The following is a 17,980-nucleotide window of genomic DNA, read 5'->3' on the forward strand; positions in this document are numbered from 1 at the left end:
TAGAATTCACCAAATCTATCTTAATAGATTTACAAAAACTCTCCTCTTATTCTGGAGAACCAATAGCATCTATTTATGCAGATAACCTACTGCGTACTATGCGTACCATGCGCGATAAATTACCATTTGATCCCTATACAGAAGTGGTAATGGCATTACATGATGCACTGGCATATTCTAACCGTTGGATTGACTATAATACCAGTCAATACCAGGGAGTTTGTGAATTACTTACATCTCTAGTAAATCAACAAACAATCAACAATTCATCAGTGGAAACAGCAATTTTAACTTTAGAAAACTTAGGCTTTAATACCCTACCATTTGGGCTAACAATTGATGAAAACCTGGATATAGATAAAGATGAGGAATAATACTAAATGAATGATAAATTCTTGGTAAATTACTATGGCATTTATCAAAAATAATTTTGTAAATATTTTCAATATTTACTATTTATTGTAACCATCAAATTAATCATAATATCAATAACACTGGCCACACAGGGAATAGCAATAGCATTACCCGTTAACTTCCTCATAGTTTGATAACTTCCCACTATTTGATAAGATTCAGGAAAACCTTGTAATCTCAACATTTCCCTTTCAGTTAACCTTCTTTCTCCATTAACTAATAAATAATTATAAGATGCACCTGCTCTTAATGCACAAGAATAAGGATATACACTAATATTACCAGATTTATTTTCATGCCATATTGTTGGTTGATCATCTTGTTGATTAGGTTTAACTTTTTGTAACCGATTTTGTCTAATCTTTTCCGAAGCATAATAAAAGTCAGAAACGGAATTTTCTAATATTGTTGATAATGGTTGCATGGGAATTTTTATCAATGGCCATTTAAAATTCTCATAATGATGTTGATTTTTAAAACCTATAATTAAAATTCTTTCTCGTTTTTGTGGTAGTCCAAAATTTAAGGCATTAACAATTTTATAATCTGTGTAATATCCTAAATCTTGTAAATTATCAATAATAATTTTTAACGTTTTTCCCTGTTGATGTCCTTGTAACTGTTTGACATTTTCTAATATAAAAGCTGTGGGTTTTTTAGCTTGAATAATTCTAGCAATATCAAAAAATAATGTACCTCTGGTATCTGCAAAACCTTTAAGTTCTCCACAAATACTAAAAGGTTGACAGGGAAAACCAGCCAATAATATATCATGTTCTGGAATATCATTTTCATTAATTTTAGTAATGTCTCCTGCTGGAGTTTTTCCAAAATTTGCTGTATATATTTTTTGGGAGTCTATATCAATATCACTAGAAAAAACACATTGAGAGGAAATATTATACTGATGACAAATAATTTCAACGGCTATTCTAAATCCCCCTGTACCACAAAACAAATCTATGAATTTCATCATTTTTATCCTCATTTTTAAATATTGATATACACATGATTTTAAGCTGATATTATAATACTTATTGTTTCAATATACAGCAAATTCTGTAGGGTGCGTTAATGAAATAGATTTCTTTATAAAAATCCGGGTTTAATACGCTAGAATTTGGGGTAACACTTGATGAAAGCCTGGATATCGCTAAAAACAACTTTTTAAAATGAAAACAGACAGCATATTTTACCGATTGTTTCAAGAAATACCTAGCATATTTTTTGAACTGATTGGTAACTCCCCCCAACTAGCCGAACTTTATCAATTTTCATCAGTTGAAGTTAAACAAACAGCCTTGAGAATAGATGGAGTTTTCTTACCTAACCAAAATACAGATAACCCCATCTACTTTTTAGAAGTACAATTTCAATCAGACAAGGATCTCTACCATAGACTTTTTAGCGAAATATTTCTTTACATTCGCCAAAACAACCCCAAAAATCACTGGAGTGCGGTAGTTATCTATCCAACCAGCAGCATAGATACAAGAGATATTCAGCATTATCAAGAATTTTTCACCAGTCAACGAGTCCGAGTTATTTATCTCGAGGAATTAGCAGAAACAACATCTTTACCCATTGGGATTGCTACAATAAAACTAATCATCGCTAACCCAGATAATTCCATTACCCAAGCTAGAGAATTAATCACTAGAACTAAACAAGAGATCAATTCTCAACTTCAACAGCAACAACTATTACAAATCATTGAGACAATTTTAATTTACAAGTTTCCAAGAATGAATAGGGAGGAAATAGAAGCTATGTTTGGATTAAGTGAGTTAAAACAAACCCGATTTTATCAAGAAGCAAAAGAAGAGGGAATAGAAGTAGGTGAACGCAAAGCCAAGTTAGACGCAGTTCCTCGTTTGATAGCATTGGGTTTAACTAGAGAACAAATCGCACAGGTTTTAAATTTAAGTTTGGCAGAAATTAGCGAGATTATTCAACAACAGAATATCAACACAAAGGACAAATAAAAAGGATTTAATCAGTGTAACCCTAACCAAACTTTTCCTCTATTTTTTCTCCTGTACAGAATCAGATAATATACTGTGCATTTTAACGACCGCACCAATTACGGCTATTGCTGGTGCGAGAAATCCTTTTTCTGTTGCTTGTGCTACAATTGTCCCCAATTCACCAATTAATTCTTCCTGTTCTGGCCGAGTTCCCCAACGAATTAAGGCCATGGGGGTATATAAACTCAATCCAGCTACAGTTAACTGCTCTACAATGTAGGGTAAATTGTGTATACCCATATAAATTACGATGGTTTCTGAACCATGGGCTATGGCTGGCCAATTTACCTGGGGTTTATACTTACCAGCAGATTCATGTCCAGTCACGAAAGTTACAGAAGAACTATAAAGACGATGGGTTAAAGGAATACCAGCATAGGCCGCTGCGGCTATTCCTGATGTAATCCCTGGTACAACTTCTACAGGAATCCCTGCGGCTACCAATTCTGCCATTTCTTCCCCACCACGACCGAAAATAAAGGGATCACCACCTTTGAGTCTGACGACGGTATCATGATTTGCCGCCTTTTCTATCAGTAATTCTGTGGTAGCTTCTTGTAATAAAGAATGTCTACCCATTCGTTTACCCGCGTTAATTTGTTCTGCTGCGGGATTAATCATATTTAATACTTCTGGACTTACCAAAGCATCATATATAACCACATCTGCACAAGCTAATAAATCTTTGCCCTTGATAGTCATGAGTCCAGGATCTCCAGGACCTGCACCAACTAAATAAACTTTACCCAAAAACTTTTTCCCCTTCTTTGATCAAATCCCCGATTAAATCAGCAAATTCTCGACTTGTTCCTAAAGGTGGTGCGAGTTGAAAAGTTACTGATGGAAACTCCAATTTTAGCGTTTCTACTGCCAAAGCGATCGCATCAGTTATGCCACCTGTAAATAAAAAATAGGGAAAAATCGCAATTTGTTTATAACCAGCGGTAATCAATTCCTTGACTCTTAGTTCTAAACTAGGAGGTACAGACCAATAAGCTGTAAATGCACCCACACTAGCTGCTATATTTTCTACAGGGGCATGAGAACCAGGACGACGACTACCATGAGCTAGGATAATTGATACATCAGCTTTTACTGTCATCATCATCCTAGAAACAAACTTTTCTAACCCAGGATAACTACCGACATGAGGACATAATTCTATTTTTATGCTTTCATTTATTACCTCTTGTGCCAGTGCTATTTCTGCGGGAATATCAGTCATGAGATGAAAGCCCGGTAACAAAAATAGGGGGATAATTTGGACTATTTTACAGCCAAAAGCCGCAACTTGACCGGCGAAATCTTGAATTTGTTGATGTAAAGGTTGGATATTGGCCTCTAGAGTAGCAATACCTATCAAGTTTTCCCCTTGGGGTAACATCTCACTTAACAGCTTCGCTAATTGCTGCATGGCTAAATCTGGACGAGGATCACGACTTCCGTGAGATACTAAAAGATAAGCTGTGTTAGTCATTAGTTAATTGTCATTGGTAAAATTCCTACCTATTCCCTATTTTTGTTCAGCATTGTAAGTATAAAATTGATTCAATGCTCCCACAGTTTCAAATTTGTAACCTGGTATCCACGAATCAAGTTTAATTTCACTTCTATAAATACTAAAGATTATATAGTCTTGTCGGTTGGTCGTACTGGTAATAAGTTCTTTGATTTGTGGTTTAAGCGATTGAAGCATTTGATTACAATCAACTTTAATTAATCTTTCCAGGAAATTCGGAGTCTTTTGACATACATCAGTTTCTAAGTATGTTGTCAGCTTGTGAACTGCATACTTTTCATACTCAGTCTGATTGGGGTTGGTTTTGGCCATAATCACCCCTAATATAGTAACACTTACTGCCCCTACACTGATGAGAGTAGCTAAAAGTTTCATATTTCAACTTGAGGTGGGTAGTTGTTGGTCTTTAAAAGACTACCAAGAAAATTATCTAAATTTCTGATAAAAAAGCTTGATCATTTTTTTAGTTAGTGCTATTATTGAAAAATAAGTTAAATGGCGAGCGTAGCCAAGTGGTTAAGGCAGTGGTTTGTGGTACCACCATTCGTGGGTTCGAGTCCCATCGTTCGCCCTGGAAAATATACTATCTAGGAATAGGAAAAGAAACTTAAATTGGGTTATAATCAAGCCTGTTACCTGTGATTAAGTTTCAGGTTTCCTTATTCCTGTTCAAAAGTGCTGAATGTAAGATGCTGAGATATTCATATATACTCATAGGTTTTATATCAGTAAGTTTAATTATGCTGTATAAAAGAGAGAATCAACTGTGACCGTCAGAGTCCGTATAGCTCCAAGTCCCACCGGAAATTTACATATTGGTACAGCGAGAACGGCTGTATTTAATTATTTGTTTGCTCGTCACCATCATGGCAAGTTTATTCTAAGAATAGAAGATACAGATTTAGAGCGATCGCGTCCAGAATATACAGATAATATTCTCAATGGACTACGCTGGTTAGGATTGAATTGGGATGAAGGTCCATTTTTCCAATCTCAACGCTTAGAACTTTACAAGGAAGCAGTTGAAAAACTACTAGATCAAGGACTAGCTTACCGCTGTTATACCACATCTGAAGAGTTAGACGCTTTACGAGAAGCGCAAAAAGCTAAAGGTGAAGCACCTCGTTATGATAACCGTCATCGGTACTTAACTCCAGAACAAAGGGCAGAATTTGAAGCTCAAGGACGTTCTTCTGTAATTCGTTTCCAAATCGCCGATGATCGGGAAATTGTTTGGAATGACTTAGTACGGGGTAAAATGAGTTGGCGTGGTAGTGATTTGGGTGGTGATATGGTCATTGCTCGCGCTTCTAGTGATGGTAGTGGTCAACCATTGTACAATTTTGTGGTGGTTGTGGATGATATTGATATGGAAATTACTCATGTGATTCGGGGTGAAGACCATATCGCTAATACAGCTAAACAGATTTTACTATATGAAGCTTTGGGGGCAAAAATTCCCGAATTTGCCCATACACCCTTGATTTTAAACCAAGAAGGGCGAAAACTCTCGAAACGAGATGGAGTAACTTCCATTTGTGACTTTCAGGATCTGGGTTTTACGGCGGAAGCTTTAGTAAATTATATGACTTTACTAGGATGGTCGCCAGGGGATTCTACGCAAGAAATCTTTGATTTGGAATCAGCGGCTCAGGATTTTGGCTTTGAGAGAGTGAATAAGGCTGGTGCTAAATTTGACTGGGATAAATTGGACTGGTTGAATAGCCAATATCTTCATCATAAGCCAGTTGGGGAACTTACAGATTTACTTATGCCCTTCTGGGAAAAAGCTGGTTATCAATTTAACGGTGGTAGAGAACGTCCTTGGTTAGAATCATTAACGGGGTTAATTGCTGCTAGTTTGACTCGGTTGGTAGATGCTGTGGAAATGACCAAGGGATTTTTTACTGATGGTGTAGAATTAACTGAAGAAGGTAGTCAACAACTACAGCAGGAAGGTGTTAAAACTGTACTACAAGCAATTATTACAGCTTTAGAGAGTCAGCCAAATTTATCAGCAGATATAGCCCAAGGTATAATTAAGCAAGTTGTGAAATCGGAAAATGTGAAAAAGGGCTTAGTGATGCGATCGCTTAGAGCAGCTTTAACCGGGGACGTACATGGACCAGATTTAATTCAATCTTGGTTACTATTAAATCAGATTGGTTTAGATAAATCTCGTTTAAATCAGGCAATTAGCAATAATTAATTACTGAGTATTGGGTAAGAATTTTCTGGAATTTTAAATTCTCCCAGCGGTACTCAAGTCTTTTCTCTAAAGGAACTTGAGACCGTAAATTTATGTCTTTAAAGTTATTTAGCAAATTTCTATAATTACAATGTCCAAAAAAGTATTGACTACAGGAATGATTATACTCTGGACTACAGGTGGATTTAATCAAGTGGCTAATGCTCAACCAGTTTCCCAGATTTTTGGAGATGTTACCATTCAATATCCATTTTCCCCAGATCCATTGACAGTCACGGGAATGAGTGGTGGTTCAATACCGGGAAGCCAAATAGCCAAAACAGAAACAACACCAACTGGACCTTGTAAGGGATTTATGGATAAAGATCCCGATCATACACTGAAACTATTGAGTAAATTTGAATACCTGAAACTAGTAGTTAACAGTCCTGCGGACACGACCATGATTATCAAAGGACCTGGTGGAACTTGGTGTAATGATGACTTTGATGGTAACAATCCTGGTGTTGTTGGTGAATGGCTACCGGGAACTTACCAAATTTGGATTGGTTCTTACAAGGAAAATGATTCCCTACCTTATACCTTAAAAATTATGGGAGATAAGTAAATGATTAGACATCTTGTGAGAATTAGCTGCTAAACAAGCTGAAGCGGCTCTCAAAGTGTTAATCAACTCGTTGTTTGGGTTTTATGGGACTTCTGGTGTTGGTTTTAACGATATGGAAGCTGCTGCACTGGTTACAGCTTATGGTAGACGGATTCTGCGATTCATGATTGATGTGATTGAAAAAGCGGGAGGTATCCAGGTTGAAAGTGATACTGATGGTGTGTTCTTCTCCCACTCTGAACCTCTGCTGATATTTGAGAGGCTGCAAAATGCTTTACCTACTGGTATCAAAATTAAGTTGGAAATCCTTAATCTGGTTGGTACTATTCCTTAATAATTCTTCTAAGCTTAAGCTCCATAAACAGATTCTTTTCTCATCAGAATTGGCTACCGCGATCGCACTGTTTTCATTCTCACTGTTTTCATTCTGTGAACTAAAAATACAAGCAGCACTAATAGAGAAATTATGATTTCCCTCAATAGTCTGTAGCAATTTTCCATCAGCACTATTCCAGAGTGTTATAGTTTGGTCATCGGTAATTGCAGCAACAATTTTACCCTCAGCAATAAAACCGAGACCCATTACTCGACTGTTAAAATTTCCTTTAAGTATTTGTTGATATTTATCATTAGGATGCCAAAGTTCAATTTGGTGAGCATCATTTTTTGTCATACTAGCTGTAGCAATTAGTCTGCCATCGTGACTAAAACTGACATAATAAGCAGAACTTTCATACTCTCTATGGGCAAGTAACTCACCGTTAAGATCCCATAGCTTTACAGTTTTGTCATAACTAGCCGTAGCAATCATTGTTCCTTGAGGGCTGAAAGTGACCATATCGACTTGCTCAAGATGCTTTGTTAAAGTCCTATTTTCATCATCATCAATATTCCAAAGTATTACCGTTCCATCAGCATAGCCTACTGCAATCTCTGTTCCTTGTGGATTAAAGTTGATGCTACTAACAAAGCTGTTATATTCTGAAAAGCGTTCTTTCTTCTTGCCTTTAAAATTCCAAATTTTTACTTTATTTTGACTAGCAGTAGCAATAGTTTTTCCGTCTGGGTTAAATTTAATATCAAAAACCGCGCCATCATTATCTTTATCTTTAAAGCTCTTGAGCAGTTCACCATTACGATGCCAAATTTTGACAGTTCCGTCTTCACTGGCTGTAGCAATTGTCTTACCATCCAAGCTGAAATCAATCTTTAAAATTTCACTAGAATGTCCATTAAATTTTGTAGTACAATCCCAAATTTTTATAGTTCTATCAAGACTACCAGAAACAAGAGTTTTGCTATCAGCACTAAAACTGACTTTTGTAACGCTTTTTTGATGTCCCTTAAAAGTTCTTTTAGAATTACCATTTTTCTCCCAGAGAGTAATCAGACCATCTTCACTCACTGCGGCAATTGTTTCACCATCTAGACTGAACGTAACATAGTAAACTTTTGCTTCATTCCGTTCACTACGTATGACTGATGGCACATTTCCATCAATATTCCAGAACATGATATATTGATCCCATCCACTTGAGATTAAAGTTTTGCTGTCATGTCCAAAACTTACTGCTGAAACTTCCGCAAAATGCTTTTCAGAACTGCTTTTTAGCTCTTTTTTTTCTAAGTCCCAAAGTTTAATAGTATGGTCTTTACTAGCAGAAGCAATCAGCTTACTGTCTGGACTAAATGCCACATTGATCACACCATCTTTATGATCACTAAAAGTATGTAGCAGGTTTCCATTTTTGTCCCAGAGCTTGACAGTTTTATCTTCACTAGCAGAAGCAATTATTTGACTGTCTGGGCTAAAGCTAACACCAACAACCGACTTCTCATGGCCTGCTAGAGTTTTATAAGTTTTATATAGTATCCACTGAGTTTGATCGTCTGTATATTTTCTCCAAAGTTTAATGGTTTTATCCTCACTTGCGGAGGCGATCATTTCGCCGTCAGGGCTGAAGCTGACATCCATCACCTGATCTTCATGTCCCTCTAAAGTTTGCAACAAATTTCCATCAAAGCTCCAGAGCTTAACAGTTTTATCAAGACTAGAAGAAGCGATTGTTTGACCGTCAGGACTGAAGCTTACCCCAGTTATCCCATTTTTATGTACCTCAAAACTATTCTTTTCTGCAATTTCGGTCAAAATTTGCCCAAAAGTTATGAGAAAATGCAATTTCACCTCTGGGCGAATTTCAATCTGGGATGATTTTTTTATCTGGATTCCTGCGTCTATCAGTTTGGTTAATGCAGACAGCTTTTTGTTATCCTTTGAATCGTTCCGTGCGGCTTCAGCAAGTCTAGAAATCTTCTCTTCTAAGTTCTCTTGCGTAAGAGACTTTTCCAAGGCTTGGCGTTCTTCATCTCTCTTACGCTTATCCAGACAAGCTCTTACATAATCAGCCTGAACTTCACTTAAAAAGTTTTTCTGTTTCAATAAAGCATCAGCCAATTTTAAGCGATTTTCTGATAATACTAAATCTCCTTCGTTTCTGTTATTCTTTTCCCATTCTAGAGCTTGTTGATCAATTGTCTGACGCAGTAGCAAGTTCTCGCGGTCTTCTTGCACCCAATCTTCTAATCTTTTCCAGTTACTAATTAAAGTGTCATGAATAATCTCTACAGTTTCTCTTCTACTCTTTTCATCAAAACTTGTAACTAATAAACGCTCATTTGCAAATTTTGTAATCAGGCTATGAATATCTTGATTTTCTTGGCTGTTGATTTCTAGTTCTGCTATAGATAAAGGAGGAAGTCGAGTATCCGGAATGCCTGGTGAACCATAGTTAATCAGGCGCGTAAAAATCTGACGAGTTAATTGTCGCTCTGATTGATTCAATTTATTAAAAGTTGTTTCTGCTTTTTGTACAAGTGATACTGTTACTCCTCCCATATGTGAATAAACTGGACAAGTCAAGTAATTATTTTTATGTTCTTCCTTCCATAGTTGTTCTAAGGTGAACTCTAATAATGGTAGAAAATGCATTATATTTTTAATATCTCTAGTAATTAGCTCTACTAATCCAGGTTGTAATTGTAATCCTACTTTTTTTGCAGGTTCAGTGATCGCTGACTTAACTTCCTCGTCAGTCATGGATTTTACATTTACTTGACCACCTTTGAGCCAATCCCCAAAACATGAATTTTGCAAAGGTTCATAGAAATCTGAGCGAATTGTGATAATCAGGGTAATCAACGAAGATTTGTTGATCAGATTGAACAATCCTTCGGTAAAATCTTTTTGAATAGATGGAGAACAGAGGGCAAATAGTTCTTCAAACTGATCGATAAAAATAATAGTGCGATTTTGTAAGTTTGGTAAGTCCAAATATTTTTCAACTTCTTCCCAAAAGTTATTTATTTCAATTTCCGATTGTAAAGCCTTTACCAGTGATTCTTGGGGGTTATTCCCAGGACGAAATTGAATAATTCTACTATTTTCAAAACCAAAGACTGAGTTTTCTTTTAGTTTCGCAAACAATCCTGCCCGAACAACTGAAGATTTACCACTACCAGAAGATCCAACAACAGCCAAAAAGTAGGGGTAATCTCGCAAGTTATTGGCTAAATCTGTAATTAATTTGTTTCGTCCATGAAAATAATCTTCATCGGCCTCGGTGAACGCAGATAATCCTACATAGGGACAAATATCTTCGATTTTTAATTCGGGGCAGACTTCGCATAAAACAGAAGTGGGAATAGCAAACGCGGTATTGTTTCCCCGTTCTGTTGACACTATACCTCTTTGCTTTTTGATTTCTACCACTTCCCACTCTGGTAATGTCCGCTCTACCACCACACCAACAACTCGATTAGTTTGTTCATCCAAAACTGGCGCACCACTGAAGCCATTTGTAATTTCTGAACTGCTTAATTGAATGAAAGTACAACCATTCTCAGCTTTAGTGGGATTATCAATAATTCCTTTGCCTCCCATTCCATTCTTTGGCTTACTCCTGGGAAAGCCATAGGTTTTAAATTGATGACCTTCAATATGTACAGAAGTACCCAATTTGAAAGGAATAGCTTTTGCCGGTAAGGGTTCTTGTAACCGCAGAATAGCTAAATCTTCGTGTTCTTGATCACGCCAATACTCTATCACTACCGACGCTGTAAACGTCTTGTGGTCATCTACGAGGAAAACTAAATCTACACTTTCTGGCGGTGTTTCTGCTTGACTAATTACATGGGCGCAGGTAACAACTAATTTATCAGAGACAATAAAGCCCGTGCCAGCAGTATCACCATCTGAATCTAAAATGCGAACAATACCAGATTGAAGCTCATTTTGCATTTCACTTAGACTCATTTGAAGCCGCCTTCCACACTAACTTGACGGTGTAATTTGTGTCACCATTGATTTTGCCAACAGCAACATTTCCAACTTCCGCCGTTGCTTTTAATCCAAACGTAATCTCCATTTCACTGGGAGGTTCTGGTAAGCTATGAACTGCTTCAATCAATCCTTGAACATTGTATTTAATTGCACTTTTAATAGCTGTTGAAAATGAGCTTTGAGCCATTGCAACAGTTCCTTGTATGTTATTTTTTAGTCCAACTTTTACTGTTCCTTTTTTAGAAGAAATTTCTTCTTCATCAATCTCAACTAAAATAGTTTCATTATCTTCGGTTGTAAATTGAATATAACTCATCATGTTTTACTGCCTTATTACAAAAAAGATATTTACTAGACTTAGTAATATAGATATCTCCCAAAAAAGCTGATAAAATACTTATGAAAAAAGTAATTATTCTTAATTTATGGAGATATCTATGGTATTTAATTCGGTGATTAATTGCTGACTAATGCTACATTATACGCTCCTGATTCGGGTTTTGATTGGTATCTATAAGAGGCATACCATTTTGAAAAATCTATTATCGAAGAAACTCGAAATACATCTTTTTTATAGATAGCTGACGCGAAACTGGATGCTTCCTTTGCAGATGCTTGGGTCAAACCGATGCCATCTTCTCCTGGTTGAATAGGCTTGCCATTAAAAAATGTATTTTTTTCTAACATAGCTACTTTTGTTTGATGTTGTGAATTGCTAATATTAGCTAATTCATACATTTCTTGGTATTGCTTATCACCGATAGATTCTGAGCCATTTTTTTGCAAAAGCTCATTGAATTTATCTAATCCATCTCTATTGGGAGGTATTGATAATAATGCTTCTTTAAATTCTTGAAGTTTAGAATGTCCCAATTTTTGTACTTCTATTGGAAAACTATTCCAGAAGCGCAAGTCTAGTTTTTCTATCTCTCTTGCTAATCGTGGCAGCTTAGACATATCCGGGATTGGTAACTTTACGATCTCATGCCATGCTTTGGTGATGCCATTAACGAATTCTTTGTGTGATAAGGAAAAAACAGGTTTCGCTGTGAGCTTATACAGGCAAGTCCGATTTGTATCCTGATTCAGGTTAGATGTTCTAACCACAAAAGTATTTCCTGTCTTGTCAGAAACATCGTTGATAGCTTTTCTTTGCTGATTATTGAAACTGACTTGCCACAAATTACTATAGGTATTCAGAAAACTTCTTTCGTAGCAAGGCGGAATATAAGCATATCTATAAGGTTGATCTGTATTAGGTTGATACAGTTGCACTATTGCCATAAAAGGAGTATTATTAACAATCTTCAGTTTGCCTGTTTGTTCTTTTATTACTTCTGGTTGAGTATCAGATTGCGTATCTTGGACAAACTGTAGCTTGCTATCCTGGGGTAAAGCTTCAGCAACTTTAGTCACGCTAACTGTCGCTGTTGCTATTGATAAACCAGCAATCAAAGCAGAAACTTTTACTAAATTTGATTTCATACGTATCACAGTATTTTTGCGTAGGCAAATTGGTCTATATCAATTGCCTTAACTAAGATTACCATAACATACATAAAGTTTACAATAATGTGGGACTTACGCAAGTGTCACACCAAAAATCTGTTTTAGGGTGCGTCAGACTGCATAAATCCTGCAAATAAACAGATTGTTGATATCTTACGCACCCTACCAATGGTTGCGTAAGTCCTAACCCTCCTGATCACCAACACTCACAAACCTGACGCGAGAAATAAATCAGTCAAACTCCTACTGAAGTACCCACAGGTACAGGAATTTCCTCATTTTAAACGATGATTAGTTACAAGATCAGCGATGACACTATCACCCATCACGAAAAATCTCTCTAACACTCTTCCCTTCGCTTCTTCGTTTCTTCGTGGTTCATTCTCTGTACCTCTTTCGTAGTATTAAGCTTCAAAGCATAGAAAAGATAAACCATATCAATAAACGCAGATAAACACAGATAAAGAAAAATAAATGAATTTGGTAATCCTGTGCAGTCCAGCATAAAATTAGTAATAGAGATAGCAAAATATAAATTAGCCCCAAATCCTTACTGGGTATGACTTTGGGAATATTTAACGTTTAATTTTTAATTTTTAATTGGTATTACTATGAGAATTAGGTTAAATTTAATTAAGATTCTAGACAAACTTCATGAATCTGCCATAAGCAAACCGAGGTTTTATGGCTCAAATTACAAAATGGATTTATAAACATCCGTTACAAAAGCAGTCATATTAGTATCTAGAGGCAAATTAAAGATGAAATTTTCTTGGAGAATCGTAGCACTTTGGTCAGTGCTGGCCTTAGTAATTGGCTTTTTCTTCTGGCAAGGCACTTTTACAGGCAATTCTGCGGACATGAGTAAAAATGCGGCCAATACCCGCATGACCTACGGTCGCTTTCTGGAATATTTGGACGCAGATCGTGTTATTAATGTGGATCTTTACGATGGTGGGAGAACGGCAATTATTGAGGCCAATGACCAAGACATCGAAAATCGCACTCAACTCTGGCGGGTAGATTTGCCCGTGAACGCCCCGGAATTGATCCAAAAGTTGAAACAGAAAGAAGTAAGTTTTGATGCCCATCCAATGCGAAATAATGGGGCAATTTGGGGACTTTTGAGTAATTTGATTTTCCCAGTTTTATTGATTACGGGACTTTTCTTTTTGTTCCGGCGTTCTAACAATCTTCCCGGTGGTCCTGGACAAGCGATGAATTTTGGCAAATCCCGCGCTCGTTTCCAAATGGAGGCGAAAACTGGGGTAAAATTCGATGATGTGGCAGGAATTGAAGAAGCAAAGGAAGAATTACAAGAAGTTGTCACCTTCCTGAAACAACCTGAGAAATTTACCGCTGTTGGCGCTCGGATTCCCAAGGGTGTACTATTAGTTGGACCTCCGGGAACTGGTAAAACTTTACTCGCTAAAGCGATCGCTGGTGAAGCTGGTGTTCCTTTTTTCAGTATTTCCGGTTCGGAATTTGTAGAAATGTTCGTGGGTGTGGGTGCTTCCCGTGTCCGTGATTTGTTTAAGAAAGCGAAAGATAACGCTCCCTGTATTATCTTTATTGATGAAATTGACGCTGTGGGTCGTCAACGGGGCGCTGGTATTGGTGGTGGCAATGATGAACGGGAACAAACCCTTAATCAATTATTAACGGAAATGGATGGTTTTGAAGGCAATACTGGCATTATTATTATTGCTGCTACCAACCGCCCTGATGTCCTAGATGCGGCTTTGTTGCGTCCTGGTCGTTTCGATAGACAAGTAACGGTAGATGCTCCAGACATTAAAGGACGTTTGGAAGTATTACAGGTTCATGCTAGAAATAAGAAGTTGGATGATAGCGTGTCCTTGGAAGCGATCGCGCGTCGAACTCCAGGATTTACCGGTGCAGATTTAGCTAATCTGCTCAATGAAGCGGCTATTCTCACTGCTAGAAGACGCAAAGAGGGTATCACTTTAGCGGAAATTGATGATGCTGTAGACCGCGTAGTTGCGGGGATGGAAGGTACTCCCCTGGTAGACAGCAAGAGTAAGCGGTTGATTGCTTACCATGAAATTGGACACGCTTTGGTGGGAACTTTACTTAAAGACCATGACCCTGTCCAAAAGGTGACTTTGATTCCCAGAGGACAAGCCCAGGGCTTAACTTGGTTTACACCTAATGAAGAACAAGGTCTAATTAGTCGTTCTCAACTAAAGGCTAGAATTACCGGGGCTTTAGGTGGTCGGGCTGCTGAGGAAGTAATTTTTGGAGCAGCAGAAGTGACAACTGGCGCTGGTGGAGATTTACAGCAGTTATCAGGAATGGCTCGACAAATGGTAACACGGTTCGGAATGTCTGATTTAGGTCCTTTATCTCTGGAAAGCCAACAGGGTGAGGTGTTCCTGGGTCGTGACTGGACAACCCGTTCCGAGTATTCCGAGTCTATCGCTTGTCGCATTGATGCACAAGTGAGAATGATTGTGGAAGAATGCTATGCTAACGCTAAGAAGATCATGCGTGATCATCGTAGCCTTGCAGATCGTCTAGTTGATTTGTTGATTGAAAAAGAAACCATTAATGGTGACGAACTTAGACAAATCGTAGCCGAGTACGCGGAAGTACCCGATAAGTCTCAGTTTGTACCTATGCTGTAAAGCTTGATTTTGAACTATATCCCCGACTTCTTTGAGAAGTTGGGGATTTTGTTGTTTTATTAATTAGGGCTTGCTGAAAAATTTGTCTGTGAGGACAGGGAACTCTTAACTCTTAACTCTTAACTGGGAACAGTTTTAACTGTCTGGATATCCTCAATTTTCCAAGTCCGACAAAGAAAAATGTAATTCATTTTGAGACACCATTAGCCAAAACCTTGCACTTTTTTGTGGTAAAAATCCGCGAAAACCTTTGTTAATAAATGGTTTTAGGTTTATATGGCTAACTCCACGCTGCGCTATCAGCCAGCCCTAATTAAATAATTTAAGATAGTTCTTCCTTATCAAAATAAGTATAACATATTTAAAATCCTTTGTCAACACCAAAAATCAAATTTTTCGCGGTTTTTTGCGTCTTGTTGGCTGTTCCCTGTCCTGATTAAAGGATGTACATGAAGATAGGGATTTTACAGCAGTTTCCGATATTATGAAGTATAGATATTAATGATAAAAATCTTGTGGTGCGGGCATCTTGCCCGCTAAAAGTCTACCTCTTGAAGATGAAATCTGCTGTATGATTAGTCAATGATTTAAAATCGTGCGTTACTAATCGCTAACACACCCTACTATTTATTTATGTGGGCATTCCCAGCGGGAGTCTGGGAATGATTTATGTTACACTCTAGCTAGAGCCTCTATGTGGGCATTGCCAAAGAGTTAATATGTTACCAGCTTGTGCCAATAGATTTGCGTAATTAATGTAATATCTGTTGTTCGTTTTTGCCTGGGTAAGTCCTATTCACTTAATTTCATGACCAACCCCCGCCAAGTAGCTTTTATTGCCCTCAAAGAAGTTCATAAAGGAGCTTATACTGATGTAGCTCTAGACCGGGTATTACAAAAGTTTAAGTTACCGGACAACGATCGCCGGTTAATGACAGAATTAGTCTATGGTAGTGTGAGAAGACAACGGACTTTAGATGCTATCATTGACCAACTTGCTACCAAGAAAAACCAACAACAACCAAAAGACCTCCGCACAATTTTACATCTGGGTTTTTATCAACTACGTTATCAGGAAAGAATCCCTGTTTCTGCGGCTGTAAATACCACTGTTGAATTAGCCAAGGAAAATGGTTTTCCTGGTTTAACTGGTTTTGTGAATGGTTTATTACGTCAATATCTTCGACTTTTAGAAAAATCTTCAGAACCTTTAATTTTACCAGAAAATTCCGTAGAAAAATTGGGGATTTTACACAGTTTTCCCAATTGGATAATTGAAGTTTGGTTATCACAATTGGGCTTTGAAGAAACAGAAAAACTGTGTATCTGGATGAATCAAACCCCGACAATTGATTTAAGAATAAATATCCTGCGTAGTTCCTTAAAAGAGGTAAAATCAGCTTTTGAAGCTGCCGGTATTTTAGTTAAATCTATTCCTAATTTACCCCAAGCTTTACGATTAATTGGTAACAACGGACCAATTCAAAATTTACCGGGTTTCTGTGCAGGTTGGTGGACTGTCCAAGATAGTAGCGCCCAGTTAGTTGGTTATTTGCTTGACCCTAAACCTGGTGATGTGGTAATTGATGCTTGTGCAGCACCGGGGGGAAAAACTACCCATATTGCGGAATTAATGGGAGATGAGGGTAAAATCTGGGCTTGTGATCAAACTGCTTCTCGATTACGCAAATTAAAGGAAAATGCCCAACGTCTGCATTTACAATCTATTCATACTTATATAGGAGATAGCCGTAATTTACCGCAATTCTCTCAAACGGCTGACTGTGTATTACTTGATGCTCCTTGTTCCGGTTTGGGAACTATGCACAGACACGCAGATGCGCGTTGGCGACAAACTCCTGGTTCGGTACAAGAACTTTGCCAATTACAAAAACAATTATTATCACATAATGCAACTTTTGTCAAGCCCGGAGGCGTTTTAGTTTATGCAACTTGTACATTACACCCAGGGGAGAATGAGCAGGTGATTTCGGAATTTTTAGCAGCAAACCCCCATTGGCAAATAGAGCCACACCCTTTTGAGTTATTTAATCATACTACTCCTGGTTGGTTGAAGGTCTGGCCTCACCAACGGGATATGGATGGTTTTTTCATGGTGCGCTTAAAAAAATCTAAGGATTCTCAGTGAATATCAACAGTGATTGTAAGATCTAATCAAAGCCGGAATCTACCAGAGGAGGCAACAATGGTTAATAATTCCCATGTCAAAAACCTAGTAAAAATCCTGATTGGAGCAGCTTGGATTGATGGTAAAATCCAGCCGGAAGAACGGCAATATTTGCGGGAAATAGCTCAAGCTAAGGGTTTAGCTAGTGATCCTGAAATTAAGCCTTGGTTGTATGAATTAGTGCCAGTGAAGCCGAAGGACTGTTATAAATGGGTGAAAGAGTATTTAGGCGATCGCCCAACACAGGAAGATTATGAGAATTTAATTGAAGCGATAAGTGGCTTGATTTATAGTGATGGTGATATAGCCATTGAGGAAGCAAGACTTCTGACCCAATTGACAGAGTTAAGTAAGTCTAGTGGTGCTAACCAAGCAGCACACACTATACTGCTGAAGCAAATTCAAAAGCTATACCGTCGTTGTGTTGACGTACAGAATTAGGTAATGGTTAATGGGCAATGGGTAATGGGTAATGGGTAATGGGTAATGGGTAATGGGTAATGGGTAATGGGTAATGGGT

General features: G+C 37.6%; 14 protein-coding genes, 1 tRNA gene and 1 pseudogene. 9 read left to right on the plus strand and 7 right to left on the minus strand.

Annotated elements, in window-relative coordinates; translation table 11 throughout:
- Nucleotides 1-374, plus strand: a 374-nt coding sequence (locus ACIR131C_RS0107325; RefSeq protein WP_028089669.1) for a hypothetical protein, incomplete at its 5' end; no start/stop codon positions are given.
- 68 nt (nt 375-442) lie between these two features.
- Here ACIR131C_RS0107325 and dcm read toward each other — a convergent pair.
- Entirely contained in the window at nt 443-1,390 is a 948-nt protein-coding gene (dcm, locus tag ACIR131C_RS0107330; RefSeq protein ID WP_028089670.1) for a DNA (cytosine-5-)-methyltransferase, read from the minus strand.
- A gap of 196 nt (nt 1,391-1,586) precedes the next feature.
- Between dcm and ACIR131C_RS0107335 the strand changes: the two genes are divergently transcribed.
- Nucleotides 1,587-2,399, plus strand: coding sequence for an Rpn family recombination-promoting nuclease/putative transposase (locus ACIR131C_RS0107335; protein ID WP_028089671.1), 813 nt, complete (start codon nt 1,587-1,589; stop codon nt 2,397-2,399).
- Nucleotides 2,400-2,438: 39 nt separating this feature from the next.
- On the opposite strand, the gene cobA is transcribed toward ACIR131C_RS0107335, so the two are convergent.
- The 3 genes from cobA to ACIR131C_RS0107350 are packed head-to-tail and all read right to left on the minus strand — an operon-like array spanning nt 2,439 to nt 4,335.
- Nucleotides 2,439-3,191 carry a uroporphyrinogen-III C-methyltransferase gene (gene cobA / locus ACIR131C_RS0107340; RefSeq protein ID WP_028089672.1) on the minus strand — a complete coding sequence of 251 codons (753 nt, stop codon included), beginning with the start codon at nt 3,189-3,191 and terminating at the stop codon, nt 2,439-2,441.
- Complete coding sequence (locus tag ACIR131C_RS0107345; RefSeq protein ID WP_028083742.1) at nt 3,184-3,918, minus strand: sirohydrochlorin chelatase; 735 nt, start codon at nt 3,916-3,918, stop codon at nt 3,184-3,186. The genes cobA and ACIR131C_RS0107345 overlap by 8 nt, the downstream gene beginning before the upstream one ends.
- Before the next feature lie 36 nt (nt 3,919-3,954).
- Nucleotides 3,955-4,335, minus strand: coding sequence for a DUF4359 domain-containing protein (locus ACIR131C_RS0107350; RefSeq protein ID WP_028089673.1), 381 nt, complete (start codon nt 4,333-4,335; stop codon nt 3,955-3,957).
- A 123-nt stretch (nt 4,336-4,458) separates the two neighbouring features.
- On the opposite strand from ACIR131C_RS0107350, the gene ACIR131C_RS0107355 reads away from it, so the two are divergent.
- The 4 genes and pseudogenes from ACIR131C_RS0107355 to ACIR131C_RS24380 form a co-directional block, all read left to right on the plus strand.
- Nucleotides 4,459-4,531, plus strand: a tRNA-His gene (locus ACIR131C_RS0107355).
- A gap of 195 nt (nt 4,532-4,726) precedes the next feature.
- Nucleotides 4,727-6,169 carry a glutamate--tRNA ligase gene (gltX, locus tag ACIR131C_RS0107360; RefSeq protein ID WP_028089674.1) on the plus strand — a complete coding sequence of 481 codons (1,443 nt, stop codon included), beginning with the start codon at nt 4,727-4,729 and terminating at the stop codon, nt 6,167-6,169.
- Between the two features lie 130 nt (nt 6,170-6,299).
- A complete protein-coding gene (locus ACIR131C_RS0107365) occupies nt 6,300-6,776 on the plus strand; it encodes a hypothetical protein (RefSeq protein ID WP_028083739.1) in 477 nt (158 codons plus the stop codon).
- Between the two features lie 52 nt (nt 6,777-6,828).
- Nucleotides 6,829-7,110, plus strand: a pseudogene (locus ACIR131C_RS24380) (DNA polymerase I); the annotation flags it as partial.
- Here ACIR131C_RS24380 and ACIR131C_RS0107370 read toward each other — a convergent pair.
- The 3 genes from ACIR131C_RS0107370 to ACIR131C_RS0107380 all read right to left on the minus strand — a co-directional run bounded on the left by ACIR131C_RS0107370 (nt 7,051) and on the right by ACIR131C_RS0107380 (nt 12,600).
- The gene (locus ACIR131C_RS0107370; protein WP_028089675.1) at nt 7,051-11,088 is read right to left on the minus strand and encodes an nSTAND1 domain-containing NTPase; all 4,038 of its coding nucleotides are present in this window, start codon (nt 11,086-11,088) and stop codon (nt 7,051-7,053) included. The pseudogene ACIR131C_RS24380 and the gene ACIR131C_RS0107370 overlap by 60 nt on opposite strands.
- Entirely contained in the window at nt 11,075-11,434 is a 360-nt protein-coding gene (locus ACIR131C_RS0107375; RefSeq protein WP_155963046.1) for a CU044_2847 family protein, read from the minus strand. Before ACIR131C_RS0107375 ends, ACIR131C_RS0107370 begins: the two co-directional genes overlap by 14 nt.
- Nucleotides 11,435-11,571: 137 nt before the next feature.
- Nucleotides 11,572-12,600 (minus strand): hypothetical protein, encoded by a 1,029-nt coding sequence (locus ACIR131C_RS0107380; RefSeq protein ID WP_028089677.1) that lies wholly within the window; start codon nt 12,598-12,600, stop codon nt 11,572-11,574.
- Nucleotides 12,601-13,385: 785 nt separating this feature from the next.
- Here ACIR131C_RS0107380 and ftsH2 point away from each other — a divergent pair.
- The 3 genes from ftsH2 to ACIR131C_RS0107395 all read left to right on the plus strand — a co-directional run bounded on the left by ftsH2 (nt 13,386) and on the right by ACIR131C_RS0107395 (nt 17,901).
- On the plus strand, nt 13,386-15,272 hold the full coding sequence (ftsH2, locus tag ACIR131C_RS0107385; protein WP_028089678.1) for an ATP-dependent zinc metalloprotease FtsH2: 1,887 nt from the start codon (nt 13,386-13,388) through the stop codon (nt 15,270-15,272).
- 808 nt (nt 15,273-16,080) lie between these two features.
- On the plus strand, nt 16,081-17,421 hold the full coding sequence (locus tag ACIR131C_RS0107390) for a 16S rRNA (cytosine(967)-C(5))-methyltransferase (protein ID WP_028089679.1): 1,341 nt from the start codon (nt 16,081-16,083) through the stop codon (nt 17,419-17,421).
- Between the two features lie 57 nt (nt 17,422-17,478).
- Complete coding sequence (locus ACIR131C_RS0107395; RefSeq protein ID WP_028089680.1) at nt 17,479-17,901, plus strand: tellurite resistance TerB family protein; 423 nt, start codon at nt 17,479-17,481, stop codon at nt 17,899-17,901.
- The last annotated feature ends 79 nt before the right edge of the window (nt 17,902-17,980 follow it).

Origin of the sequence: Dolichospermum circinale AWQC131C, from assembly GCF_000426905.1 — a bacterium.
In the GTDB taxonomy this organism is placed as follows: domain Bacteria; phylum Cyanobacteriota; class Cyanobacteriia; order Cyanobacteriales; family Nostocaceae; genus Dolichospermum; species Dolichospermum circinale.

Bases quoted from the DNA above. Each gene is read 5' to 3' on its own strand.
- ACIR131C_RS0107345 (WP_028083742.1), bottom strand. From the start codon at position 3,918: ATGACTAACACAGCTTATCTTTTAGTATCTCACGGAAGTCGTGATCCT.
- ACIR131C_RS0107350 (WP_028089673.1), bottom strand. From the start codon at position 4,335: ATGAAACTTTTAGCTACTCTCATCAGTGTAGGGGCAGTAAGTGTTACT.
- ACIR131C_RS0107335 (WP_028089671.1), top strand. From the start codon at position 1,587: ATGAAAACAGACAGCATATTTTACCGATTGTTTCAAGAAATACCTAGC.
- dcm (WP_028089670.1), bottom strand. From the start codon at position 1,390: ATGATGAAATTCATAGATTTGTTTTGTGGTACAGGGGGATTTAGAATA.
- ACIR131C_RS0107390 (WP_028089679.1), top strand. From the start codon at position 16,081: ATGACCAACCCCCGCCAAGTAGCTTTTATTGCCCTCAAAGAAGTTCAT.
- ACIR131C_RS0107370 (WP_028089675.1), bottom strand. From the start codon at position 11,088: ATGAGTCTAAGTGAAATGCAAAATGAGCTTCAATCTGGTATTGTTCGC.
- ACIR131C_RS0107395 (WP_028089680.1), top strand. From the start codon at position 17,479: ATGGTTAATAATTCCCATGTCAAAAACCTAGTAAAAATCCTGATTGGA.
- ftsH2 (WP_028089678.1), top strand. From the start codon at position 13,386: ATGAAATTTTCTTGGAGAATCGTAGCACTTTGGTCAGTGCTGGCCTTA.
- ACIR131C_RS0107380 (WP_028089677.1), bottom strand. From the start codon at position 12,600: ATGAAATCAAATTTAGTAAAAGTTTCTGCTTTGATTGCTGGTTTATCA.
- ACIR131C_RS0107375 (WP_155963046.1), bottom strand. From the start codon at position 11,434: ATGATGAGTTATATTCAATTTACAACCGAAGATAATGAAACTATTTTA.
- ACIR131C_RS0107365 (WP_028083739.1), top strand. From the start codon at position 6,300: ATGTCCAAAAAAGTATTGACTACAGGAATGATTATACTCTGGACTACA.